Source organism: Duganella sp. GW821-FHT07F09 (assembly GCF_059418705.1).
Window position 1 is genome coordinate 292,522 of record NZ_JBWKQJ010000001.1, and the last position, 21,560, is coordinate 314,081.

Below are 21,560 nucleotides of genomic sequence, written 5' to 3' on the forward strand. Positions count from 1 at the left end.
GTTATAAGTCCTCCGAACCCAACAGCATTTCAGAGAGCCCCTTGCCCGCTTTCACCATCGGCCAGACGTTTTCCGATTGATCGGTAATGAAGTTCATGAACACCAGCTTGTCCTTCATGCCGAAGGCGTCGCGCAGCGCGCCGTCGACGTCGCCCGGTTTTTCGATGCGCATGCCGACGTGGCCGTAGGCCTCGGCCAGCTTCTCGAAGTTCGGCAGCGAATCCATATAGGACTCGGAGTAGCGCGAACCGTAGTCGATCTGCTGCCACTGGCGCACCATGCCCAGGAAGCGGTTGTTCAACATGATGATCTTCGGCGTCAGATGGTATTGCTTGCAGGTGGCGAGCTCCTGGATGCACATCTGGATCGAGCCTTCGCCGGTGATGCAGGCGACGGTGGCGTCCGGGTTGGCCATCTGCACGCCCATGGCGTACGGCAGACCCACGCCCATCGTGCCCAGGCCGCCCGAGTTGACCCAGCGCTTGGGCTTGTCGAACGGGTAGTATTGCGCGGCCCACATCTGGTGCTGGCCGACGTCGGAGGTGATGAAGGCGTCGCCTTTTGTCACTTCCCACAGCTTTTGCACCACCGCCTGCGGCTTGATGACCAGGTCCGACGAAGCGAACTTCAGGCAGTCTTTGCCGCGCCATTCGTTGATCTGCTTCCACCAGTCCTTGACGGCGGGCGCGTTCGGCTTGGCGTCGGTCGCGTCCAGCTGCGCCAGGAACTCGATCAGCACGTCCTTGACGTTGCCGACGATCGGAATATCAACTTTCACGCGCTTGGAGATCGACGATGGATCGATGTCCACGTGGATGATCTTGCGCGGATGCGAGGCGAAGTGTTTCGGGTTGCCGATCACGCGGTCGTCGAAGCGGGCGCCGATGGCGATCAGGACGTCGCAGTGCTGCATCGCCATGTTCGCTTCGTAGGTGCCGTGCATGCCGGGCATGCCGACGAAGTGCTCGCTCGACGCTTTATAGGCGCCCAGGCCCATCAGGGTGTTGGTGACCGGGAAGCCGAGCTTGTCGACCAGCTTGTTGAGTTCGGGCGAGGCGTTGGCCAGGATCACGCCGCCGCCGGTGTAGATCATCGGACGTTCGGCTTGCAACAGCAGTTGGACGGCCTTGCGGATCTGGCCCGCGTGGCCCTTGTCGACCGGTTTGTACGAACGCATCTCGACCTCTTTCGGGTACGAGAACGTCGTCTTGTGCATCGAGATATCCTTCGGGATGTCGACCAGCACGGGGCCGGGACGGCCGGTGCGGGCGATGAAGAAGGCTTTCTTGACGGTTTCCGCCAAATCCTTAACGTCTTTGACGAGGAAATTGTGCTTGACCACGGGACGGGTGATACCGACCGTGTCGCATTCCTGGAAGGCATCCTGGCCGATGGCGTGGCTAGGCACCTGGCCCGAGATCACGACCATGGGGATGGAATCCATGTAAGCGGTGGAAAGGCCGGTGACGGCATTGGTGACGCCCGGACCGGACGTGACCAGCGCGACGCCAACCTTGTTCGAACTGCGAGAGTACGCGTCGGCGGCGTGGACCGCGGCCTGCTCGTGACGCACCAGCACGTGTTGGAATTTGTCTTGCTTGAAGATGGCGTCGTAGATATACAGGACGGCTCCGCCGGGATAGCCGAAGACGTGTTCCACGCCCTCTTCCGCCAGGCAGCGCACGAGTATTTCCGCGCCGGTGAGTTGGCCGTTTTGGCCACCAGATTGTTGTGACGATGCTTCGGTGTTCATGAAACATTCCTTTCAAGGTCCATTGGAGATTGATCGGATGCTCTTCCCTCGCGAAGTATGCCTGCCCCTACAGCTTTGCCCAGCTTCCCTTTGTCATGCGGTCACACAAGCCTCTTCCGCCAACCGTAGTGGCGTGCAAAGCGGCGCTCAACGCAAATATCGTTCTGCCGGATCCTTCTGTAGCGGTTGTGCGTACCTCTCGCGCTTGTGGCACGGGTTAGAGCAAACTGCCTACATATGAAAGCGCGTCGTGTCGATGGCGGCGTTGTGTGCCTGCTGCGACAAGACCATAAAGCTTCGGGGTGTTCAAAGCGTCCCATACGGTACACCTAGCGCCCCCCTTTGAGCAAGGAATAAATGCCAAAACAGCGGTAAAAGGCTTGTTACCGGTGCAAAAATCCGGTGTTTTGACGTAAAACGGTGCAAGGAATGCCGAATTTTGCTAGCATGCGCTCAGTTCGCAAATCGCCGCCAGCTAGCAATATCAACAACAATCAGCAGCAATTATGCGCCTATCGCCGGTGATCCCGGCAGTACCTCACCCAACGCATGGCCACAGACAAAGAATTATCCGACTTTCTCGAAAACGTCGAGCGGCGCGCCTTTAAACAAGCCGTCTACGCGGTACGCAAGGACGAATCGGCCCTGGACATCGTGCAGGACGCGATGATCAAGCTCGCCGAGAAATACGGCGACAAGCCGGCCGCCGAGCTGCCGATGCTGTTCCAGCGCATCCTGCAGACCACCATCCTCGATTACTTCCGCCGCGAAAAGGTTCGCAACACCTGGGTCAGCCTGTTTTCGGGCATGGCGCCGTCGGGAGAAGGCGGCGACGACTTTGATATACTGGAATCATATGCCGCCGAGGAAGGCACCGAGGCCTCCGAATCGAGCGCCGACAAGGTCGAACGCCAACAAATGCTCGCCCTCATCGATGCGGAGGTACAAAAGCTTCCGGCACGTCAACGAGAAGCCTTCCTTATGCGTTATTGGCAGGATATGGACGTGGCTGAAACAGCCGAAGCAATGGGATGTTCCGAAGGGAGCGTGAAGACGCATTGCTCACGCGCAACACACACTCTCGCCGAGTCGCTCAAAGCCAAGGGAATTAAACTATGAATACCGATGAACTGAACTTCGCCTACAAGGTGCGTCACGCGCTCAACGAGCGGCTGGACGATTTGCCCGCGTCGACCACGGAACGCCTGGCGCAGGCGCGCAAGATGGCGCTGGCCCGTAAAAAGGCCCACGTCGAGGTGCCGCTGAGCGTGCGCGTCGCCAAGACCGAGATGGCCACCTCCGGCGGCTTCCTGTCCCAGGGCTTCGGCTGGCTGGGCCGCATGGGCGTGGCCGTGCCGATGCTGGTGCTGGTCGCCGGCCTGGCCGGCATCTACCAATACGAGCAACAGCAGCGCATCGCCGATCTGGCCGAGCTCGACGCTGCCGTCCTGTCCGATGAATTGCCGCTGTCCGCCTACCTGGACCATGGTTTTAACGCGTATCTGACCCAGAGCGAGCAATAAGCATGGCATTAAGCGGTCGGGCAAAATGGGTCGCCGCTGCTGCGGCGGTGGTAGCGGTAGCAGCGGCCGGCGCGGTATGGATGGGCAACCAGTCCGGGACGCCCGTGCTCGCCTCCGGCCCCACGACTGTGAGCAACGCCGACATCCCGCCTGAAAAAATCCTTTGGAAAGACCTGACGCCGGCGCAACAGCAGGCGCTCGAGCCGCTGGCCGGCGAGTGGGACACGATGGAACCCATCCGCAAGCAAAAGTGGCTGGGCATCGGCAAGCGCTACGCGTCGATGAAGCCCGACGAGCAGGTGCGCGTGCAGGAGCGCATGCGCGAGTGGGTCCGCATGACGCCGGAGGAGCGCCGCCAGGTGCGGCAGAATTTCGCGCGCGCGCAAAAACTCGACCCATCGCAGAAATCGACCCAGTGGGAATCCTACCAGCAGCTGTCCGACGAGGAAAAGAAGGCATTGGCCGCCAAGTCGCCGACCAAGAAGCAGCTGGCCAACCTGCCGACGCCGACCCAGAGCAAAATGAAGATGCCGGCGCCGATCAAGCCAAGCGCACCGACCACCGGCACGGCCGCCGGCACCGCCGCGCCGGCCGCGACGGCGCATCCGCCATGGATCGATCCCGCCACCGGTGGGCCGTTGCCGAACGCCTCGAATATCGCGCCGGTGATCTCTTCGCCCGCCCCCGCCCCAGCACCGGTGCCGGCGCCGGCGCCCGCCGCCGCGCCAAGCCCACCAGTAACCGCGCCGCCGGCGCCGGCCGGCGACAATGCCAAATAGCGTCTCGCCGCCCCTGCAGACCACCACCCGGCCCACCATCAAGCGCCGGCTGGTGTCGATGGTCTACGAATGCCTGCTGGGGTTCGCGGTGCTGTTCCTCCCCTTCCTGATTTTTGAAATGGTCACCGGCGCCAGCCACGCCCCGCTGGTCGAGCACATGCGCCAGGCGCTGGCCTTCCTGGTGCTGGGTGTTTATTTCGTCCACCAGTGGAGCCGCGACGGCCAGACCCTGGCGATGAAAACCTGGCGCCTCAAGCTGGTCCGTCCAGGCCATGCGCACGTGCCGCCGAAGAGCGCCGCCCTGCGCTACCTGCTGAGCTGGATGTGGGTGCTGCCGGCGCTGGTCGTCAGCCTGGCGCTGGACCTGCACCGCTGGCAGGCGCTGGGCGCGGTCGGCGTCGGCATTTTGCTGTGGTCGCTTACCGCCTTTTTCGACAAGGACCGCCAGTTCCTGCACGACAAACTGAGCGGCACCCGGCTGGTGCAACTACCAGCGCCGGAAAAGAAAAAGAAGACCGCGCCAGCAGTATAATTTTCACAATCTTCTGTGGCAGAATAAGCGTCCGCCACTAGGAGATAAGATGACCAAGTTAGTCCGCCTGATGTACGGGGCCGCCCTTGCCCTGACCGCTACCGCCGCCCTGGCGCAAAAGCCCGTTCCACCCGCGCCCGTCGCCAAGGTCGTGCCCGTTACCGACACCTACTTCGGCGAGGCCATCGTCGACCGCTACCGCTGGATGGAGAACGACAAGGACCCGGACTGGCTGCCCTTTCTCAAACAACAGAACGCGCACGCGCGCGGCGTGCTCGACGCGCTGCCCAAGCGCGACGTGCTGTTGAAGCGCATCGAGCAACTGTCGGGCGATGTGGCCGCGCCGGCGCGCGTGCAGAAGGCCGGCAGCCGCATCTTCTACCAGCAGCGTCCGGCCGGCGCCAACAACTTCAAGCTGTTCGTGCGCGACGGCATGAACGGCAAGGACCGCGTGCTGGTCGATCCGACCAAGCTCGACACCAAGTCCAGCCACTACTCGCTGGACTGGTGGCAACCGTCGCCCGACGGCAGCAAGCTGGTCTACGGTCTGTCGAAGGACGGCAGCGAGGATTCGGTGCTGCAGATCATGGACGTGCGCTCCGGCGCCATCCTGAAGGAGCGCATCGCCAACACCCAGGGCGCCAATCCCAACTGGCTCGCCGACAGCTCCGGCTTCTTCTACAACCAGCTGACCGGCAAGATCAACACGCCGGAACGCTACCTCGATTCGCAGGTGCGCTTCCACAAGCTGGGCGCCAAGCCGGAGCGCGACCCGGTCATCATGAAGCGCGATCTCGATCCGTCGGTGAAGTATGAAAAGATCCAGGCGCCTTATGTCGGCACGACACCGCACTCGTCCACCGCGCTGCTGATCCTGGCCGACGTGCGGCCGGAGCAGCGCGTGTTCAGCGCGCCGCTGGCCGACGTCATCAAGGGCAAGGCCAAGTGGCAGCCGGTGGCCGGTTTCGAGGATGAGATCACCGGCATCGACCTGCACGGCGACGACCTGTATCTGCTGTCGACCAAAGGCCATCCGCGCGGGCGCCTGCTGAAGACGTCGGCAAAGGCGCCGTCGCTGGAGAAGGCGGTCGAGGTGGTGCCAGAATCGGCGCTGGTGTTGCAGGGCACTGCGCGCGCCAAGGATGGCCTGTATATCCGCGCCATGGACGGCGGCATCAGCAAGCTGCAACGCTTGGGCGAAGACGGCAAGCTGGTCAACATCGCCCTGCCCTTCGACGGCACGTTGCGCTCGATCGAAGCCGATGCGGACGCGCCCGGTGCGCTGGCCTTGTTATCCGGCTGGCTCGAACCGGCCGCCATCTGGAGCGTTGACGCCGACGGCAAGGTGGCCGACACCGGCATCACGCCCAAGCCGGCCATCGACACCAGCGGCTACACGACCGAACGCCGCTTCGCCAAGGCCAAGGACGGCACGCAGATTCCGTACAGCCTGATCTACAAGAAGGGCCTGAAGATGGACGGCAAAAACCCGGCCTTCATCTCCGCCTACGGCAGCTACGGCGCGGCCGCCTACACGCCATCGTTCGTCAGCCGCGCGCTGGCGCTGGCCGACCAGGGCGCCGTCATCGGCTATGCCAACGTGCGCGGCGGCGGTGAATTCGGCCGCGAGTGGCATCGCGCCGGCAAGCTGGAAAACAAACCGAACACCTGGCGCGACCTGATCGCCGTCAGCGAGGACCTGGTGGCCAACAAGTACACGGCGCCGGCGCACCTGGCCATCGGCGGCCGCTCGGCCGGCGGCATCCCGATGGGACGGGCGATGGAGGAGCGTCCGGACCTGTTCGCGGCGGTGGTGTCGGGCGTGGGCTGGCACAACCCGCTGCGCTACGTGGCCGAGCAGAACGGGTACGCCGAGGAACCTGAATGGGGCGCGATCTCCGACCCGGCCGGCTTCAAGGCGATCAAGAGCATCGACAGCTACCAGCAGGTGGTCGACGGCATCAAGTATCCGGCGGTGCTGCTGACGACCGGCGTGACCGATCCGCGCGTGGCGCCGTTCCATCCGGCCAAGATGGCGGCGCGGCTGCAAACGGCGACGGCCAGCGGCAAGCCGGTGCTGCTGCGCGTGGACTTCGACGCCGGCCACGGCATGGGCTCGACCCGCGCGCAGCAGGATGCCGAGGCGGCCGATACCTACGCCTTCATCCTGTCACAAACCGGCGGCGGGGACGGCAAATAAAATAAGGTGGCTTTCAATCGAACAGGGCTGTGGTAGTTGCAATATTTGAATTAAGATATTATTAAGGTGACTAAAAATTCATCTCTTTTTAACTACCTCTGCGCGCCGTACCACGGCGTGCAGCTCCCCCACCCTCCTTTCGAAGGAAATTGTCTTGATCTCGACCAAAATGAAATGCATCGCTGCGCTGATCCTCAGCGTCGCGACCCTGCCCGCCCTGGCCGCCACGGCGCCGCAGTTCAGCATGACGTATCTCGGCGCCTTCAGCCCGAAGGCGATAAACAATCTCGGCCAGGTAGTGGGCAATGACGCCACGCAAGCGGTCCTGTACAACGGCAGCGGCTTGAACTATCTGGGCTCGCCATCGGGCAGAAGTTTCGCCTATGGCATTAACGACTCCGGCCAGATTGTCGGCGATTACGGCAGCAGGCAGGCGTTCAGCTATTCCAACGGCGTCTACACCGACATCGGCCCCGCGAACAGCACGGCGACCGGCATCAACAACGCCGGCCAAATCACCGGCTATGTGATAACGGACGACAGCTCCTATGGGTTTGTGTATTCGAATGGAACCGTCACCAACCTGACGCCGACCAACGCCACCTTTAGCGGAGCGAACGGGATCAACAACAATGGACAGATTGCCGGCAGCGCAGGCCAATTGCTCAACGAGGCCTTGATCTTCTCGAACAGTGGCACGACCAACCTGTCGGCCGCAATCCCGAACGACGGCAGCACCATCTCCTACGCCGCCGCCATTAGCGACAACGGCAATACCGTGATCAACTCGCGCGACTACTCGACGCAGGCCGACCATGCTTACCTTTACGCCAATGGCGTGGCGACCGCTCTGGACGGCTTCTCGATTGTCGCCAAGGACGTCAACAACGCCGGCATCGTGGTCGGCGCCGACGGCTTCGGCCAGGGCTTCCTGTGGCAAGGCGGCGTGATGTACGACATCAACTCGCTGGTGACCGGGTTGGACGGTTGGAATATCAAAGAGGCGATCGCCATCAACGAATTCAACCAGATCGCCGTCTCGGCCTGCCGTGGCATCGACTGCGGCACGCTGCTGCTGTCCAGCGTCTCGGCGGTGCCGGAACCGTCGACCTACGCCATGATGGCCGGCGGCCTTGGCCTGCTGGGCTTCATGGCGCGCCGTCGCCGCGCCGCGTCGAAGGCGTAACGTCCGTCTAGAAGCGCTCGTGGTCCTGCAGGTAGCGCCACTCGCCTAGCGGCAGGCTGCTCATCGCGATGCGGCCGACGCGGATGCGCTTCATCGACACCACACCCAGGCCGACCAGTTTGCACACATGCTCAATCTGGCCCGGCTTGGGATTCTTCACCGCGAAGCGCAGACGGTTCTCGTTCTGCCAACTGACCTTGTTCGGCGCCAGCGGCTTGCCATTGAACGGCAGCCCGTGATTGAGCAGCGCCAAGCCGTTTTCCATGATCTTGCCGGTGACTTCGACGATAATCTCCTGCTCGATCTTCGCCGCCTCGTCGACCAGTTTGCGGGCGACGCGGAAGTCCTGCGTGAACACCAGCAGGCCGCTGGCCTTCGTTTCCAGCGGTGTGGTCAAGGTCAGGTTGACCAGGTGGCGCTTGAGGAAGCGCTGGCCGGGCGCGGAGCGCGTCAGCGATTCGGCGTTCAGCAGATGCACCGCCGGCGAACCGTCCTTGCCCACGCCGCCATTGGCGCCGGCCGGCTTGTGCAGCAGGATCGTGACCGGGACGATTTCCAGCAAGGTGGCGTCGGGCGCCAGCTCGATTTTCTGCTCCAGCGTGACGCGCGCGCCGGCCTCCTCCACCAACACGCCGTCGACGCTGACGTAACCGCCCTCGATATAGAGTTCGGCCTCGCGGCGCGAGCATGGAAGTATCTCGGCGAGGCGCTTGGCCAGGCGAAGGCTGTTATCTGTGGTGCTGTCGGTCATCCGAAAAAATCCAAAAAAACGGTAATGGCGCGATCGATATCGTCGCGCGACGCATCCATGTGCGTGACGATGCGCAGACGCGGCGACATCGACACGCGGATGCGGGTCAGTTGCAATACGTCGTTCAGACCCCGGCAGGCATCGGCCGGGATATCGACGTAGAAGATGTTGGTCTGCGGCGCGCTGACCTGAATGCCTTTAAGCTTGGCCAGTTCGCCGGCGAAGTAGGCGGCGTTGTCGTGGTCCTCGGCCAGGCGGGCGATGTTGTGCTCCAGCGCGTACAGGCCGCCGGCGGCGATCATGCCGGCCTGGCGCATGCCGCCGCCGAGCATCTTGCGCCAGCGCGTGGCTTCCTTGATCAGCGGCTTGCTGCCGCACAGGATGGAGCCGACCGGCGCGCCCAGGCCCTTGGACAAACACACCGAGACGGAATCGAAGCCCGCCACCGCCGCGCGCGGGCTCACGCCCAGTTTGACCGCCGCGTTGCAGATGCGCGCGCCGTCCATGTGCGTGGCCAGGCCCCGTTCATGGGCCAGCGTGGTCGCCTGCTTGAGGTAATCGAGCGGCAGCACGCGGCCGCCGATGGTGTTTTCCAGCGCCAGCAGCTTGGTGCGGGCGAAGTGGATGTCGTCCGGCTTGATGTAGGCCGCGATGTCGGCCAGCGCCAGGCTGCCGTCGGCCTGGTTGATAATCGGCTGCGGTTGGATGCTGCCCAAGACCGCCGCGCCGCCGCCTTCGTACTTGTAGGTGTGCGCTTCCTGCCCGACCAGGTATTCGTCGCCGCGACCGCAATGGGCCAGCAGCGCCAGCAGATTGCTCTGCGTGCCGGAGGGCGCGAACAGCGCCGCCTCGTAGCCGAACAAATCGGCGGCGTATTCCTGCAGGCGGTTGACGGTGGGGTCGTCGCCGTAGACGTCGTCGCCGACGTCGGCCACGTTCATCGCCGCACGCATCGCCGCGCTGGGGCGGGTGACGGTGTCGCTGCGAAGATCCAACCAATTTTCTTTCAGATCACTCATCGTTCCGCCACCCTTTCGTTTGTTTATTGTGTTTCCAGCTGCCCGGTGAAGAAGCGGTTGCCCATTTCTTGCAGGCCGACCGTTTCAAGCACTTCGCGCAAACGCTCGGACGGGCGCTGGCGCGGCAGGTTCTTGTAGGTGGCGATGATCAGCTCATTTTTCATCGAGTGCTCCCAGCCCACCAACTCGGTCACGTTGACCTGGTAGCCGTGCGCCTCCAGTTGCAGGCACCGCAGCACGTTGGTGATCTGGCTGCCGAATTCGCGCGTGTGGATCGGGTGGCGCCAGATTTCAGTGAGCGCCGACTTGCCCAACGACTGGCCCTTGTTCTTCTTCAGCACCGACGCGACTTCCGCCTGGCAGCACGGCACCAGCACCATGTACTTGGCCTTCTTCTTCAACGCGAACTGGATGGCGTCGTCGGTGGCGGTGTTGCAGGCGTGGAGCGCGGTGACGATGTCGATTTGGTCCGGCAGCAGCTTGGACTCGGTCGATTCGGCCACCGACAGCGGCAGGAACGACATGCCCGGGAAGTTGAACTGCTTGGCCAGCTCCTGCGAGCGCGACACCAGCTCTTCGCGGGTTTCGATGCCGTAGATATGGGAGCCGTCGTTCAGCGCCTTGAAGAACAGGTCGTAAATGATGAAGCCGAGGTAGGACTTGCCGGCGCCGTGGTCGACCAGCGACACTTGGCCCTTCTCGGCCAGCACTTCCTTCAACAGCGGCTCGATGAACTGGTACAGGTGGTAGACCTGTTTGAGCTTGCGGCGGCTATCCTGGTTCATCTTGCCGTCGCGGGTCAGGATGTGCAGCTCCTGCAGCAACGCGACGGTCTGGCCTTCGCGGATCTCCGGCATGTTATCGGCGCCGGTGACAATGGCGCCGATTTTGGCCGGCGCGGCCTTGGCTGGCTTGGTCGGCTTACTTGGCTTCATCGATCCACGCCTGCTGTACCGCTTCGAGAACTTTTTCACCACCGCGCGTGTGGTCGTCGTCGAACTCCTCGAGATCGACGATCCAGTTGTGCAAATCGGTGAAGCGGATAGTCAGCGGATCGATGTCCGGATGCTTATCGTAGAGCGCTTCCGCGATCGCGGTGATGTCCGTCCACTTCATATCAGTGTCCGCCTTCGCTGGCGTGATTGATGGTGTATTTCGGGATTTCGACGACCAGGTCTTCCTCGGCTACGACGGCCTGGCACGACAGGCGCGACACGGCCTCCAGGCCCCAGGCCTTGTCCAGCAGGTCTTCCTCGGTTTCGCTGGCTTCGCTCAGCGAGTTGAAGCCTTCGCGCACCAGTACGTGGCAGGTGGTGCAGGCGCAGGACTTCTCGCACGCGTGCTCGATGTGGATATCATTTTCCAGCATGATGTCGCACAGGGTTTTACCGACTTCGGCTTCGACGACGGCGCCGTCCGGGCACAGTTTTGCGTGGGGCAGGAATACGATTTGTGGCACTTGATACCTCTGTCTTATGGGTTCTTAAACTACCTGGTCGAGCGTCTTGCCGGCCAGTGCGCTACGCACGCTGCGATCCATGCGGCGCGACGCGAATTCTTCGGTGCCGTGGGCCAGCGCCTCGACGGCGGCTTTGACGGCCACGTGGTCGGCGGCGCCGGTCTGCGATTGGGCGATCACGTCGCGCACCTTGTTCATCAGGAGGTCGACCGATGCGCGTTCCTCGTCCGACAGCAGGCCGGCGTCTTCGTCCAGCGCCGACTGCGTGGCCAGGATGATGCGCTCGGCCTCGACCTGCTCTTCGCGCAGCGCGCGGGCGACCATGTCGACATCGGCCGATTTGTACGAATCCTGCAGCATGCGCGCGACGTCGTCGTCGCCCAGGCCGTAGGCCGGCTTGACGGTGATCGACGCCTCGACGCCGGAGCGCAGCTCGCGCGCCGACACCGACAGCAGGCCGTCGGCGTCCACTTGATAGGTGATGCGGATGCGCGCCGCACCGGCGACCATCGGCGGGATGCCGCGCAGCTCGAAGCGCGCCAGCGAACGGCAGTCGGAGACCAGTTCGCGCTCGCCCTGCAGCACATGCACAGCAAGCGCCGTTTGGCCGTCTTTAAACGTGGTGAACTCCTGCGCGCGGGCGCAAGGAATCGTCGAATTGCGCGGAATGATCTTCTCGACCAGGCCGCCCATCGTCTCGATACCGAGCGACAGTGGGATCACGTCCAGCAGCAGCCAGTCGTCGCCCGGCGCGCGGTTGCCGGCCAACAGATTGGCCTGCACCGCCGCGCCCAGCGCCACGACTTTGTCCGGATCGATGTTCGCGTGCGGGATGGTGTGGAAGTACTCGCTGACGGCGCGCTGCACGTGCGGCATGCGCGTCGCGCCGCCGACCATGACCACGCCGTCGACATCATCGGCATCGACACTGGCGTCGCGCAGCGCCTTCTTGATGGCGCTCATGGTCTTGGCGATCAGGTGCTTGGTGATCTCCTGGAAGGTCTCGGCGGTGATCTTCAGATGCACCTCCTCGCCGGAGTTCAGGATGGCGTCGACGGTCACTTCGTTTTTGTTCGACAGCAGTTCCTTGGCTTCGCGCGACTTCACCATCAGGATGGCGGTATCCTCGTCGGACAGCGGCGCCAGTTTTTCCTGCTGGTGGATGTAGCAGAACAGGCGGTGGTCGAAGTCGTCACCGCCCAGCGCGGAGTCGCCGCCGGTGGACAACACCTCGAACACGCCTTTGCTCAGTTTGAGGATCGAGATATCGAAGGTGCCGCCGCCCAGATCGTAGACGGCGTAGATGCCTTCGGAGCCGTTATCGAGGCCGTAGGCGATGGCGGCGGCGGTAGGCTCGCTCAGCAAACGCAATACGTTGATGCCGGCCAGTTGTGCCGCGTCCTTGGTGGCCTGTCGCTGGGCGTCGTCGAAGTACGCGGGCACGGTGATGACCGCGCCGACCAGATCGTCGCCGAGCGAATCCTCGGCGCGCTGGCGCAGAGTGGCCAGGATCTGCGCGGAGATCTCGACCGGGCTCTTGATGCCGGCGATGGTCTTCAGCTGCACCATGCCGGGCGTATCCTGGAAATCGTAGGGCATGTTCTCCGCGTAGGCGATATCGGCCAAGCCGCGCCCCATGAAGCGCTTGACGGAAACGATGGTATTTTTCGGATCGGTGGTCTGTGCGGCCTGCGCCTTGTAGCCGATGTTGGCATGGCCGTTCGGCAGATAGCGCACCACTGACGGCAGCAGCGGGCGGCCATCCTCATCGTTCAGCACTTCTGGAATGCTGTTGCGCACGGTGGCGACCAGCGAATTGGTGGTTCCCAGATCGATGCCCACCGCCAGCCGATGCTGGTGCGGCGCGGTCGACATACCCGGTTCGGAAATTTGCAGAAGTGCCATGTGATTCAAGCCTTTAATCCGGGGTCAGGTCCACCATTTCTACACGGCCTCGGCGCTAACAACCCGTTACGGCAGCGTTCGTGTAGAAATGGTGGACCTGACCCCGGAGTTTGTTAGTTGTCTTCGATCGCGGTGAAGCTGTGTTCTATTTCGTCTTTGAATTTTTCGAGGAACATCAGCGCGCGCACGCCTTGCGCGGCTTGCGCGTAGTCGTCGGCGTCGATCTGTTGTTCGATCTCGGCCAGGCGCTCTTTGCGCGCGGCGCGCAGTTGCTTGTCGAGCGCTTCGAGCGCGTCGGCGTCCTTGCCGGCGCGGGCGTCGCCAAGTTCTTCGCGCCACTCCATCTGCTGCACCAGGAAGGCCATCGGCATCGCCGTGTTGGACTCGGTCTGCAAATCGACGCCGTGCAACTCGCACATGTATTGCGCGCGCTTCTGCGGATTTTTCAGGGTCTGGTAGGCTTCGTTGGCGCGCGTGGCCCATTGCATCGCGACGCGCTTTTCGGCGTCGGTCGCGTTGACGAACTTGTCGGGGTGGACCCGGCTTTGCACGTCGCGGTAGGCGCTGTCGAGCGCCCCCGTGTCGACGGCGAACTTCTGCGGCAGGTTGAACAGCTCAAAGTGATTTTGCATGTGTTATCAGATGCGGAAGCTCTCGCCGCAACCGCATGCGTCTTTTTCGTTCGGGTTGTGGAACTTGAAGCCTTCGTTCAGCCCCTCGCGCGCGAAATCGAGTTCAGTGCCGTCGATGTACGGCAGGCTTTTCGGATCGACGAACACTTTGACGCCGTGCGATTCGAAGACGCTGTCCTCGTCCGCCACTTCGTCGACATATTCAAGTTTGTAGGCCAGGCCCGAACAGCCGGTGGTGCGCACGCCAAAACGCAAGCCGACGCCCTTGCCGCGACGCTCGATGTAGCGGTTGATGTGCTTAGCTGCTTTTTCGGTCAGGGTGATTGCCATGTGATTCTCCGTAACGGCGGCGGACTTTCATCCGCACGCCGTTGTAAAACAGATTTACGCCGCTACCGGGTGCTTGGTCTGGTAGTCCAGAACAGCCGCCTTGATCGCGTCTTCCGCCAGGATCGAGCAGTGGATCTTCACCGGCGGCAGCGCCAGTTCTTCGGCGATCTGGGTGTTCTTGATGGCCAGCGCCTGATCCAAGGTTTTGCCCTTGACCCATTCGGTCACCAGCGAGCTCGATGCGATGGCCGAACCGCAGCCGTAGGTCTTGAATTTCGCGTCTTCGATCAGGCCGTCGGCACCGACCTTGATTTGCAGTTTCATGACGTCGCCGCAGGCCGGCGCGCCGACCATGCCGGTGCCGACGCTGTCATCGCCCTTTTCGAAGGCGCCGACGTTGCGTGGATTTTCGTAGTGGTCCAACACTTTTTCCGAGTAAGCCATTTTGATGCTCCTGTATCTTTAAGATTAGTGGGCTGCCCATTGGATCGAGCTAATGTCGATGCCTTCTTTGAACATGTCCCACAGCGGCGACAGTTCACGCAGTTTGTGTACCTTGGACTTCATCAAGTCGATGGCGAAGTCGATATCCTCTTCCGTCGTGAAACGGCCGATGGTGAAACGGATGGAGCTGTGCGCCAGCTCGTCGCTGCGGCCCAGCGCGCGCAGCACGTACGACGGTTCCAGCGAGGCCGACGTGCAGGCCGAACCCGACGACACGGCCAGGTCCTTGACGGCCATGATCAGCGATTCGCCCTCGACGTAGTTGAAGCTGACGTTGAGGTTGTGCGGCACGCGGTGCTCCATGTCGCCGTTGATATAGGTCTCTTCGATCTCTTGCAGGCCGTTGGCCAGGCGGTCGCGCAGCGACTTGATGCGGGCGATCTCTGTGTCCATCTCGACCTTGGCGAGGCGGAACGCTTCGCCCATGCCGACGATCTGGTGGGTCGGCAGGGTGCCCGAACGCAGGCCGCGCTCATGGCCGCCGCCGTGCATTTGCGCTTCGATGCGCACACGCGGCTTGCGGCAGACGTACAGCGCGCCGATGCCTTTAGGACCGTAGGTCTTGTGGGCGGTGAAGGTCATCAGGTCGACCTTGGTTTTTTGCAGGTCGATGACGACCTTGCCGGTCGCCTGGGCGGCGTCGCAGTGGAAGATGATGCCCTTCGAGCGGCACAGCGTGCCGATCTCGTCGATCGGCTGGATCACGCCGATTTCGTTGTTGACCAGCATGACCGACACCAGGATCGTGTCCGGGCGGATCGCGGCGGTCAGTTGCTCGATGGTGATCAGGCCGTTGTCCTGCGGTTCCAGGTAGGTCGCCTCGAAGCCGACGCGCTCCAGCTCGCGCACCGTGTCCAGCACCGCCTTGTGCTCGGTCTTGACGGTGATGATGTGCTTGCCTTTGGTCTTGTAGAACTGCGCCGCGCCCTTGATGGCGAGGTTGTTCGACTCGGTGGCGCCGGAGGTCCAGATGATTTCGCGCGGGTCGGCGTTGACCAGGGCGGCGACGTGGCCGCGCGCCTCTTCGACCGCCTTCTCAGCCGTCCAGCCGTACATGTGGCTGCGCGAGGCCGGATTGCCGAACTGCTCGCGCAGGTACGGAATCATGGCGTCGGCAACGCGCGGATCGATCGGCGTGGTAGCCGAGTAGTCCATGTAGATCGGGAAATGCGGGGCGGTCTGGAACTTCACGGCGGCGAGGTTTTTTTCTGGGGCGTTCATCTGGTAACTCCGGTTTTCTGTATGTATTTAAGCCAAAGCGCTAAAGCGCTCAACCCAGCGCGGCGTGGTTGCGGTGCATGACAACCACGTTTTGTTCAGCATTCTTTTGCTTCTGTTGATCGACCAGATCCTGCAGCGAAACGGAATCCAGATAATCAACCATCTTTTCGTTCAGCGTGGCCCACAGTTCGTGAGTCATGCAGCGCACGCCGCTGGCGGCGTCGGCGCCGTGGCAATTTTCCTTGCCGCCGCATTGGGTCGCGTCCAGCGGCTCGTCGACGGCGATGATGATGTCGGCCACCGTGACCTTGTCGGCCCGGCGCGCCAGGCTGTAGCCGCCGCCCGGGCCGCGGATCGATTCGACGATCTCGTGGCGGCGCAGCTTGCCGAACAGCTGTTCCAGATACGACAGCGAAATCGCCTGACGCTGGCTGATGCCTGAGAGCGTGACCGGGCCTTTGCCTTGGCGCAAAGCCAGATCGATCATCGCAGTCACAGCAAAACGGCCTTTGGTGGTCAGACGCATCACTACCTCGGTTCAGCTAGGTTAAAATATCGACCCCACTGCTCAACTTAAAGCCTGATTAGTTGATCGATTTAGTCAAGTATACCAAACTTTATGAAAGTTTGCCGGGAGGCCCCTCGACCACTCGGGGTTGATTGCCTTCTACTTGCCTTTTAGCAAGTGCATCGGCTGGAACAGCGCGTGCATGTCCGGATTGCCGATGAAACTCAGGTTGTACGGATGCTCGGCCGTAATCTGCGGAAACTCTTTCATTACCGGCAACTTTTTCAGCAATTCGGCGATTTTCCCCCATAGAATCATGGTCGGCTTTTGCCGCGCCTGGGCCGCCAGGCCGGCCATGACCGTCTCGAAGAACGGCAGCCAGGCTTTCGCGTCCTTGACCGGCGGCACGTGGCTGCGGAACACCAGCGAGGCGTTCAGCAGCAGGAAACCTTGCTGGGTCAGCTTTTGCTGCATCTCGGCCAGCGTTTGGATATGGGTGCCTCCGCCGCTGCGGGCAACGGTCGAAACCGCCGCCATCGCCGCGCCGCCGGTGTCGGCCAGGGTCAGCTGGCCATCGGCCACCAGCAGCATCTTCATGAAGTTGCGCAGCGATGTGGCCTTGTTGACAGGCTTGGACAAGCCGCCGCCCTCTTCGTTCGACCACAGGCTGCCGACGGCGCCGTCCATGAAGCAGACGCCGGTCGCACTGTCTTCGCGCGGGTAAGGCCCCTCCCCCACTAATACATAGCGCACTTGCTCGAGCGGCAGCGCGAAGGCGGCGAACAGCCGTTGTTCAGTCGGCAGATAGATGTCGTCGGCGAGCTGGGCGAGGTAGCCGGGCGAGGCGGCCTGCATCGCGTCGAGGCCGTCGATCAGCAACGGACGCCATGAGGCGTCGGCGCGCGACAGCGCATCAAGGATGGAAGCGGGGATCGTCATACGAAATAGCGGCGGGGGTAAAAGCGAGATTGTAGCGCAGACGGCCAACTACCCGAGATGTTGATTCTTCGCAATACTCGTAGTAGGCAATAGTCCACAATTAAAAATTTGACGGAGAAAATCCTATGCGCTGGCAATCACCTAATATCAACCGTGCCAAGAAAGCGGGCAAGCTCTTCGGAGACGACCCGTTGAAATGGGTCGCGCTCGTGGTGACTTTTATTGGCGTGGTCGCCTGGACAGGCGGCGCCGCTTACGCGGAGGGGTACTGGAGTGCGGTGGGATGGAGCAAACCAATCATCCCCAAGACACTTCAGGAGACGGCCTATGCAGGCTTCACTGGCCCGATTGTCAACTGGTTCCGCGCCAGCCTATTTATTTTATGTGTCGCGATATATGTCGCCCTCCTTGAATTTTTGAGCACGTTGCCGTTCCCAAAATTTACCAAGCAAAAAAACTTGGCCAAAGAACCGTCACGGATGGCCAAATGGTTTTCGCGGAGAAAAAAAATAGACCCGGGCATGGCGCGTTTCATCGCACTGATGCTAGTTTGTGGAGTCTGGCTTTCGCTAATTTTTGCGCTACCCTCAGTAATTTGGTGCTACGCAGCCTTCTCAGAAGGTAAGAACCATATTGAGAAGGCAATATGCGAAGCGCGAGTCGCAAAAAATTTCCATAGCACGGTAATGCTGACTGACGGTAAAACTATGTCAGGCGTTGTCATTGACCGTTCGGAGAAAGTCACGATATTGCTCGACCGATCAGCAATACATGTTATTGCGACGGGACAGAAGTCAGTCCTGCTCGACACGACCAATGTCGAGCATATCGTGTGCCCCACAAAATAAGTCACTTGGCGCCATCCAGCCAGCCCCCGGCGAATCCGGCGCGGCGTAGGCCGGTTTGCAAATAGATGTTGCCGCGCATGATGTTCCATGGGAAATCGTGCAGATAGTTTTCCACCATGATCACCGTCGGCCCCTCGTTGATGCCGAAGTGGTATGGCGACACCCAGTGCCGGCAGGCTACCCGTCCGTGCGAGAACACCGTCGAGAACGACGCTTTGAACCCGTAAGGATTCGCCTCGCACAGCTGCATGTCCTGATAGTGGATGATGCTGGGCATGACGATTTCCGGCGCAAACGGCAGCGACGCGGCAACCGCCCACGGCGCCAGGGTGCCGTCGTCCGGACCGTACGGCACGCCCCGCCCGACATAGTCCCAGAATTTGCGCTGCACGCCATCGATCCTGCGCGTAGCCGGCCCCGGCCCGTCGCTGGCCGTGATGCCCCAGCATAGAGCACCGTATTCCGGGAAACCCATGGGATTTTCGATCGCGTACTTTTGCTGCACATACGTGGCGCGCCGGCTATTTTCGAAATAGTCCGAGTCGTGCTCGCGCATAAAGTCATCCCGGATGCCGCGCAGATCCAGCCACACATGCGACATCTGATGGATGAACAGCGGCCCCGCGTACAGATAGTCGATGCCGTACACCGTCTTCCACTCATAGCTCCGGCACCAGGCGTCGTAGCTGTCCCGTTCCACCGGAAAAGTAGGCGAGCCCAGCGCCAGCACGTACAGGATCAACGCTTCGTCATAGCCTTCCCAGTGCCAGCGCAAAAAGCCGCTTTCCGGGGTCCAGCCGTGGCAGACCAGATTGTTGCGCCCGCGCATCCACTGCCAGTCGACACGGCGATACAGCCTGTCGGCCAGCACGCGGATTTCGTTTTCGTCAGGTGTATCCTGTGTGAAATATTGGGCTGCCGTCAGCATGCCGGCGATAAGCAGCGCGGTGTCGATGCTCGACAGTTCGCATTTCCACGCACGCTCGCCACTGTTCATGTCGATGAAGTGGTAATAGAAACCTTTGTAGCCGGTGGCGCGGGGTGATTCGCTCTGTTCACTGTTGGCGAAGAACCGCAAGGTGGTCAAGGTGCGGACCACGGCGTCGGCGCGCGCCATGAAACCCTGCTCGACGCCGATCGGGTAAGCGGTCAGCGCCATGCCGACGGCGGCGATGCTGGCCGGCCACACCTCGGCGGTCTTGTCGCGGATCAGGCCATTGGCGGGATTGACCTCGTTGACGAAGTAGTCGAACGAGTCCTTCTGCAACTCGTTCAGCAGGGCGAGCGTGGCCGCGTCGATGGTGGCAGGCGGGCGCTCGGCGCGCGGCATGGTGGTCATAAAAGTCCGAACAATTGAAAAAGGTCATGCTGTCACAGCAGTAGCTTGCAGTATGTACCTGAACACACAGATACGCCTGCCGCTTGCGATTCAAACGCGTTTGCCGCACTATTTGATGGCGAAGTTGGCAACGGCCGACTGATGAACCTGAGCGAATCCGAGCGAACCCGAGGCTACCAATTGGCGACTCCCGATATTTCCCGTCTCAAAATCGACCGCGAGGCCAAGGCGCCGGCGGCCGGATCGCGTCCCAGGCGCCGTCGTTGGGGCAGGATGGTGCTGCTGGTGCTGGCCCTGGCACTGGTGGGCGCCGTCGCCATGAGCGTGCTCACCGGCAAGCCCACCGTGGAGGTGGTCGCGGTCGCGCAGACCTATCCGGCGCAAAATTACACGCTCCTCAACGCCACCGGCTACGTGGTGGCGCAGCGTAAGGCCGCGCTGTCGTCCAAGGCCACCGGCCGGCTGGAGTGGCTGGGCGTGCTGGAAGGCTCGCACGTGAAGAAGGACGAGGTGATCGCGCGGCTGGAAAGCCGCGACGTCGCGGCGGCGCTGGGACAGGCGCAGGCCAACGTCAAGGTCGCGCAGGCCAATCTGGAACAGGGCCAGGCCGAGTTGCAGGACGCGCAATCGGCCTTCCAGCGCGCGGCCGAGCTGTTGAACCAGAAATTCATCGCCGCCTCGGCCTACGACACGGCGCAGGCGCGCCTGAACAAGGCCAAGGCCAGCATCTCCGGCTATCAGGCCGCCATCGCGGCGGCGCGCGCCAACGCGCAGGCGGCGCAGGTGGCGGTGGACCAGACGGTGATCCGCGCACCCTTCGACGGCGTGATCCTGACCAAGAGCGCCAATGTCGGCGACAACATCACGCCCTTCTCCTCCGCCGCCGACAGCAAGGGGGCGGTGGTCACCATCGCCGACATGGACACGCTGGAGGTGGAGGCGGATGTCTCCGAATCGAACCTGAGCAAGATCCGCGTCGGCCAGCCGGTGGAAGTCCTGCTCGACGCGTTCCCGGAGCTGCGCCTTGCCGGCACGGTATCGCGCATGGTGCCGACCATGGACCGCAGCAAGGCGACCTTGCTGGTCAAGGTGCGATTCGAAGAGCGCGATCCGCGCGTGCTCCCGGATATGAGCGCCAAAGTCGCCTTCCTGTCGCAGGCCGTGCCGCCCCAGGATAAGCAACCGGTAACCGCCGTGCAGCCAGCGGCGATCGTCACGCGCGGCGGCACGCCGCCGGCGCAGTTTGTATTCCTGCTCGACGCCGATGGCGCCAGGGTCAAACGGGTGCCGATTACCCAGGGCCGCAAGATCGGCGAGCTGGTCGAAGTAAAAGGCCTGAAGCCGGGCAACAAGGTCGTGCTGGCGCCGGACGACGCCTTGCAGGACGGCCAGGCCGTCAAATTGGCGAAGAAATGACCGAGCCGCTGGTATTGATCGAACATCTGGTCAAGTCCTATCGCCGTGGCGATCAGGTGCTGGAGGTGCTGCGCGATATCAGCCTGTCGATACCGGCCGGCGCCTTCACCGCGCTGATGGGCCCCTCCGGCTCCGGTAAAAGCACGCTACTCAATCTGATCGCCGGCATCGACAAGCCCGATAGCGGCGTGCTGCGGATCGCCGGCCTGGATATCGCCGGCATGGGCGAAACGGAGCTGGCCGGATGGCGTGCCGCCAACGTCGGTTTCATCTTCCAGTTCTATAACCTGATGCCGGTGCTGACCGCGTTCGAGAACGTCGAGCTGCCGCTGCTGCTCACGCCCTTGTCGCGGCGCGAGCGGCGCGAAAGGGTGGCGCTGACCCTGGAGATGGTCAACCTGGCCGACCGCATGGACCACACGCCGAACGAGCTGTCCGGCGGCCAGCAACAGCGCGTGGCGATCGCCCGCGCCATCGTCAGCGATCCGACATTGATCGTGGCCGACGAGCCGACCGGTGACCTCGACCGCCAATCGGCCGCCGAGATCCTGGCGCTGCTCCAGCAACTGAACCAGCAGTTGGGCAAAACCATCATCATGGTCACACACGACGCCCACGCGGCGGCGCAGGCGCGCAATGTGGTGCACCTTGAAAAAGGCGAACTGCTCACCGACGAGCCGCAGCGCGCGTGAAGCTGAAACTAAACGCCCGGACGC

23 protein-coding genes are annotated in these 21,560 nt (G+C 62.3%); 9 read left to right on the forward strand and 14 right to left on the reverse strand.

The genetic code is table 11. The features are described 5' to 3' along the window. Position 1 precedes the first annotated feature (1 nt). A complete protein-coding gene (locus tag AC07P1_RS01335) occupies positions 2 to 1,753 on the reverse strand; it encodes an acetolactate synthase 3 catalytic subunit (RefSeq protein ID WP_494694146.1) in 1,752 nt (583 codons plus the stop codon). A 549-nt stretch (positions 1,754 to 2,302) separates the two neighbouring features. On the opposite strand from AC07P1_RS01335, the gene AC07P1_RS01340 reads away from it, so the two are divergent. From AC07P1_RS01340 to AC07P1_RS01365, 6 genes are all read left to right on the forward strand, one after another. After that, positions 2,303 to 2,872, forward strand: a complete 570-nt coding sequence (locus tag AC07P1_RS01340; RefSeq protein ID WP_090314509.1) for an RNA polymerase sigma factor — start codon at positions 2,303 to 2,305, stop codon at positions 2,870 to 2,872. Beyond that, positions 2,869 to 3,276 carry a DUF3619 family protein gene (locus AC07P1_RS01345; protein ID WP_494694147.1) on the forward strand — a complete coding sequence of 136 codons (408 nt, stop codon included), beginning with the start codon at positions 2,869 to 2,871 and terminating at the stop codon, positions 3,274 to 3,276. The genes AC07P1_RS01340 and AC07P1_RS01345 overlap by 4 nt, the downstream gene beginning before the upstream one ends. Positions 3,277 to 3,278: 2 nt before the next feature. Continuing rightward, complete coding sequence (locus AC07P1_RS01350; RefSeq protein ID WP_494694148.1) at positions 3,279 to 4,055, forward strand: DUF3106 domain-containing protein; 777 nt, start codon at positions 3,279 to 3,281, stop codon at positions 4,053 to 4,055. Beyond that, on the forward strand, positions 4,045 to 4,587 hold the full coding sequence (locus AC07P1_RS01355) for an RDD family protein (protein ID WP_494694149.1): 543 nt from the start codon (positions 4,045 to 4,047) through the stop codon (positions 4,585 to 4,587). The genes AC07P1_RS01350 and AC07P1_RS01355 overlap by 11 nt, the downstream gene beginning before the upstream one ends. Positions 4,588 to 4,636: 49 nt before the next feature. Next, positions 4,637 to 6,787: a prolyl oligopeptidase family serine peptidase gene (locus AC07P1_RS01360; RefSeq protein WP_494694150.1), complete on the forward strand. Its 2,151-nt coding sequence runs from the start codon at positions 4,637 to 4,639 to the stop codon at positions 6,785 to 6,787. A 154-nt stretch (positions 6,788 to 6,941) separates the two neighbouring features. Continuing rightward, positions 6,942 to 7,973: a PEP-CTERM sorting domain-containing protein gene (locus AC07P1_RS01365; RefSeq protein WP_494694151.1), complete on the forward strand. Its 1,032-nt coding sequence runs from the start codon at positions 6,942 to 6,944 to the stop codon at positions 7,971 to 7,973. A 7-nt stretch (positions 7,974 to 7,980) separates the two neighbouring features. On the opposite strand, the gene AC07P1_RS01370 is transcribed toward AC07P1_RS01365, so the two are convergent. The 12 genes from AC07P1_RS01370 to AC07P1_RS01425 form a co-directional block, all read right to left on the reverse strand. Continuing rightward, positions 7,981 to 8,724, reverse strand: coding sequence for a S4 domain-containing protein (locus tag AC07P1_RS01370; RefSeq protein WP_315214485.1), 744 nt, complete (start codon positions 8,722 to 8,724; stop codon positions 7,981 to 7,983). Beyond that, a complete protein-coding gene (ltaE, locus tag AC07P1_RS01375; RefSeq protein ID WP_494694152.1) occupies positions 8,721 to 9,743 on the reverse strand; it encodes a low-specificity L-threonine aldolase in 1,023 nt (340 codons plus the stop codon). Before ltaE ends, AC07P1_RS01370 begins: the two co-directional genes overlap by 4 nt. A gap of 23 nt (positions 9,744 to 9,766) precedes the next feature. After that, complete coding sequence (locus tag AC07P1_RS01380; RefSeq protein ID WP_494694153.1) at positions 9,767 to 10,678, reverse strand: class I SAM-dependent methyltransferase; 912 nt, start codon at positions 10,676 to 10,678, stop codon at positions 9,767 to 9,769. Next, positions 10,665 to 10,859 carry a Fe-S cluster assembly protein IscX gene (gene iscX, locus AC07P1_RS01385; RefSeq protein WP_008450499.1) on the reverse strand — a complete coding sequence of 65 codons (195 nt, stop codon included), beginning with the start codon at positions 10,857 to 10,859 and terminating at the stop codon, positions 10,665 to 10,667. Before iscX ends, AC07P1_RS01380 begins: the two co-directional genes overlap by 14 nt. A gap of 1 nt (position 10,860) precedes the next feature. Continuing rightward, a complete protein-coding gene (gene fdx, locus AC07P1_RS01390; protein ID WP_090314518.1) occupies positions 10,861 to 11,202 on the reverse strand; it encodes an ISC system 2Fe-2S type ferredoxin in 342 nt (113 codons plus the stop codon). 24 nt (positions 11,203 to 11,226) lie between these two features. Then, a complete protein-coding gene (hscA, locus tag AC07P1_RS01395) occupies positions 11,227 to 13,107 on the reverse strand; it encodes a Fe-S protein assembly chaperone HscA (RefSeq protein WP_494694154.1) in 1,881 nt (626 codons plus the stop codon). A 113-nt stretch (positions 13,108 to 13,220) separates the two neighbouring features. Next, complete coding sequence (gene hscB / locus AC07P1_RS01400) at positions 13,221 to 13,739, reverse strand: Fe-S protein assembly co-chaperone HscB (RefSeq protein ID WP_494694155.1); 519 nt, start codon at positions 13,737 to 13,739, stop codon at positions 13,221 to 13,223. Positions 13,740 to 13,745: 6 nt separating this feature from the next. Beyond that, complete coding sequence (iscA, locus tag AC07P1_RS01405) at positions 13,746 to 14,069, reverse strand: iron-sulfur cluster assembly protein IscA (protein WP_019920390.1); 324 nt, start codon at positions 14,067 to 14,069, stop codon at positions 13,746 to 13,748. Between the two features lie 54 nt (positions 14,070 to 14,123). Then, positions 14,124 to 14,513, reverse strand: coding sequence for a Fe-S cluster assembly scaffold IscU (gene iscU / locus AC07P1_RS01410; protein WP_020702063.1), 390 nt, complete (start codon positions 14,511 to 14,513; stop codon positions 14,124 to 14,126). Positions 14,514 to 14,537: 24 nt separating this feature from the next. Then, entirely contained in the window at positions 14,538 to 15,794 is a 1,257-nt protein-coding gene (locus tag AC07P1_RS01415) for an IscS subfamily cysteine desulfurase (RefSeq protein ID WP_494694156.1), read from the reverse strand. 49 nt (positions 15,795 to 15,843) lie between these two features. After that, a complete protein-coding gene (gene iscR / locus AC07P1_RS01420) occupies positions 15,844 to 16,320 on the reverse strand; it encodes a Fe-S cluster assembly transcriptional regulator IscR (RefSeq protein WP_090314522.1) in 477 nt (158 codons plus the stop codon). 141 nt (positions 16,321 to 16,461) lie between these two features. Next, positions 16,462 to 17,241 carry a uracil-DNA glycosylase family protein gene (locus tag AC07P1_RS01425; RefSeq protein WP_494694157.1) on the reverse strand — a complete coding sequence of 260 codons (780 nt, stop codon included), beginning with the start codon at positions 17,239 to 17,241 and terminating at the stop codon, positions 16,462 to 16,464. 125 nt (positions 17,242 to 17,366) lie between these two features. Between AC07P1_RS01425 and AC07P1_RS01430 the strand changes: the two genes are divergently transcribed. Beyond that, positions 17,367 to 18,089, forward strand: coding sequence for a hypothetical protein (locus AC07P1_RS01430; protein ID WP_494694158.1), 723 nt, complete (start codon positions 17,367 to 17,369; stop codon positions 18,087 to 18,089). A gap of 1 nt (position 18,090) precedes the next feature. Here AC07P1_RS01430 and AC07P1_RS01435 read toward each other — a convergent pair whose 3' ends face one another. Continuing rightward, positions 18,091 to 19,428 (reverse strand): glucoamylase family protein, encoded by a 1,338-nt coding sequence (locus AC07P1_RS01435; RefSeq protein ID WP_494694159.1) that lies wholly within the window; start codon positions 19,426 to 19,428, stop codon positions 18,091 to 18,093. A gap of 141 nt (positions 19,429 to 19,569) precedes the next feature. Between AC07P1_RS01435 and AC07P1_RS01440 the strand changes: the two genes are divergently transcribed. Then, positions 19,570 to 20,844 carry an efflux RND transporter periplasmic adaptor subunit gene (locus AC07P1_RS01440; protein WP_494694160.1) on the forward strand — a complete coding sequence of 425 codons (1,275 nt, stop codon included), beginning with the start codon at positions 19,570 to 19,572 and terminating at the stop codon, positions 20,842 to 20,844. Continuing rightward, positions 20,841 to 21,536, forward strand: a complete 696-nt coding sequence (locus tag AC07P1_RS01445; RefSeq protein WP_494694161.1) for an ABC transporter ATP-binding protein — start codon at positions 20,841 to 20,843, stop codon at positions 21,534 to 21,536. Before AC07P1_RS01440 ends, AC07P1_RS01445 begins: the two co-directional genes overlap by 4 nt. Positions 21,537 to 21,560: the final 24 nt, after the last annotated feature.

What these genes read in the sequence shown, in the direction of transcription:
- AC07P1_RS01335 (WP_494694146.1), bottom strand. Translation starts at nt 1,753, where the DNA reads ATGAACACCGAAGCATCGTCACAACAATCTGGTGGCCAAAACGGCCAA.
- AC07P1_RS01340 (WP_090314509.1), top strand. Translation starts at nt 2,303, where the DNA reads ATGGCCACAGACAAAGAATTATCCGACTTTCTCGAAAACGTCGAGCGG.
- AC07P1_RS01345 (WP_494694147.1), top strand. Translation starts at nt 2,869, where the DNA reads ATGAATACCGATGAACTGAACTTCGCCTACAAGGTGCGTCACGCGCTC.
- AC07P1_RS01350 (WP_494694148.1), top strand. Translation starts at nt 3,279, where the DNA reads ATGGCATTAAGCGGTCGGGCAAAATGGGTCGCCGCTGCTGCGGCGGTG.
- AC07P1_RS01355 (WP_494694149.1), top strand. Translation starts at nt 4,045, where the DNA reads ATGCCAAATAGCGTCTCGCCGCCCCTGCAGACCACCACCCGGCCCACC.
- AC07P1_RS01360 (WP_494694150.1), top strand. Translation starts at nt 4,637, where the DNA reads ATGACCAAGTTAGTCCGCCTGATGTACGGGGCCGCCCTTGCCCTGACC.
- AC07P1_RS01370 (WP_315214485.1), bottom strand. Translation starts at nt 8,724, where the DNA reads ATGACCGACAGCACCACAGATAACAGCCTTCGCCTGGCCAAGCGCCTC.
- ltaE (WP_494694152.1), bottom strand. Translation starts at nt 9,743, where the DNA reads ATGAGTGATCTGAAAGAAAATTGGTTGGATCTTCGCAGCGACACCGTC.
- AC07P1_RS01380 (WP_494694153.1), bottom strand. Translation starts at nt 10,678, where the DNA reads ATGAAGCCAAGTAAGCCGACCAAGCCAGCCAAGGCCGCGCCGGCCAAA.
- iscX (WP_008450499.1), bottom strand. Translation starts at nt 10,859, where the DNA reads ATGAAGTGGACGGACATCACCGCGATCGCGGAAGCGCTCTACGATAAG.
- hscA (WP_494694154.1), bottom strand. Translation starts at nt 13,107, where the DNA reads ATGGCACTTCTGCAAATTTCCGAACCGGGTATGTCGACCGCGCCGCAC.
- hscB (WP_494694155.1), bottom strand. Translation starts at nt 13,739, where the DNA reads ATGCAAAATCACTTTGAGCTGTTCAACCTGCCGCAGAAGTTCGCCGTC.
- iscA (WP_019920390.1), bottom strand. Translation starts at nt 14,069, where the DNA reads ATGGCAATCACCCTGACCGAAAAAGCAGCTAAGCACATCAACCGCTAC.
- iscU (WP_020702063.1), bottom strand. Translation starts at nt 14,513, where the DNA reads ATGGCTTACTCGGAAAAAGTGTTGGACCACTACGAAAATCCACGCAAC.
- AC07P1_RS01415 (WP_494694156.1), bottom strand. Translation starts at nt 15,794, where the DNA reads ATGAACGCCCCAGAAAAAAACCTCGCCGCCGTGAAGTTCCAGACCGCC.
- iscR (WP_090314522.1), bottom strand. Translation starts at nt 16,320, where the DNA reads ATGCGTCTGACCACCAAAGGCCGTTTTGCTGTGACTGCGATGATCGAT.
- AC07P1_RS01425 (WP_494694157.1), bottom strand. Translation starts at nt 17,241, where the DNA reads ATGACGATCCCCGCTTCCATCCTTGATGCGCTGTCGCGCGCCGACGCC.
- AC07P1_RS01430 (WP_494694158.1), top strand. Translation starts at nt 17,367, where the DNA reads ATGCGCTGGCAATCACCTAATATCAACCGTGCCAAGAAAGCGGGCAAG.
- AC07P1_RS01435 (WP_494694159.1), bottom strand. Translation starts at nt 19,428, where the DNA reads ATGACCACCATGCCGCGCGCCGAGCGCCCGCCTGCCACCATCGACGCG.
- AC07P1_RS01440 (WP_494694160.1), top strand. Translation starts at nt 19,570, where the DNA reads ATGAACCTGAGCGAATCCGAGCGAACCCGAGGCTACCAATTGGCGACT.
- AC07P1_RS01445 (WP_494694161.1), top strand. Translation starts at nt 20,841, where the DNA reads ATGACCGAGCCGCTGGTATTGATCGAACATCTGGTCAAGTCCTATCGC.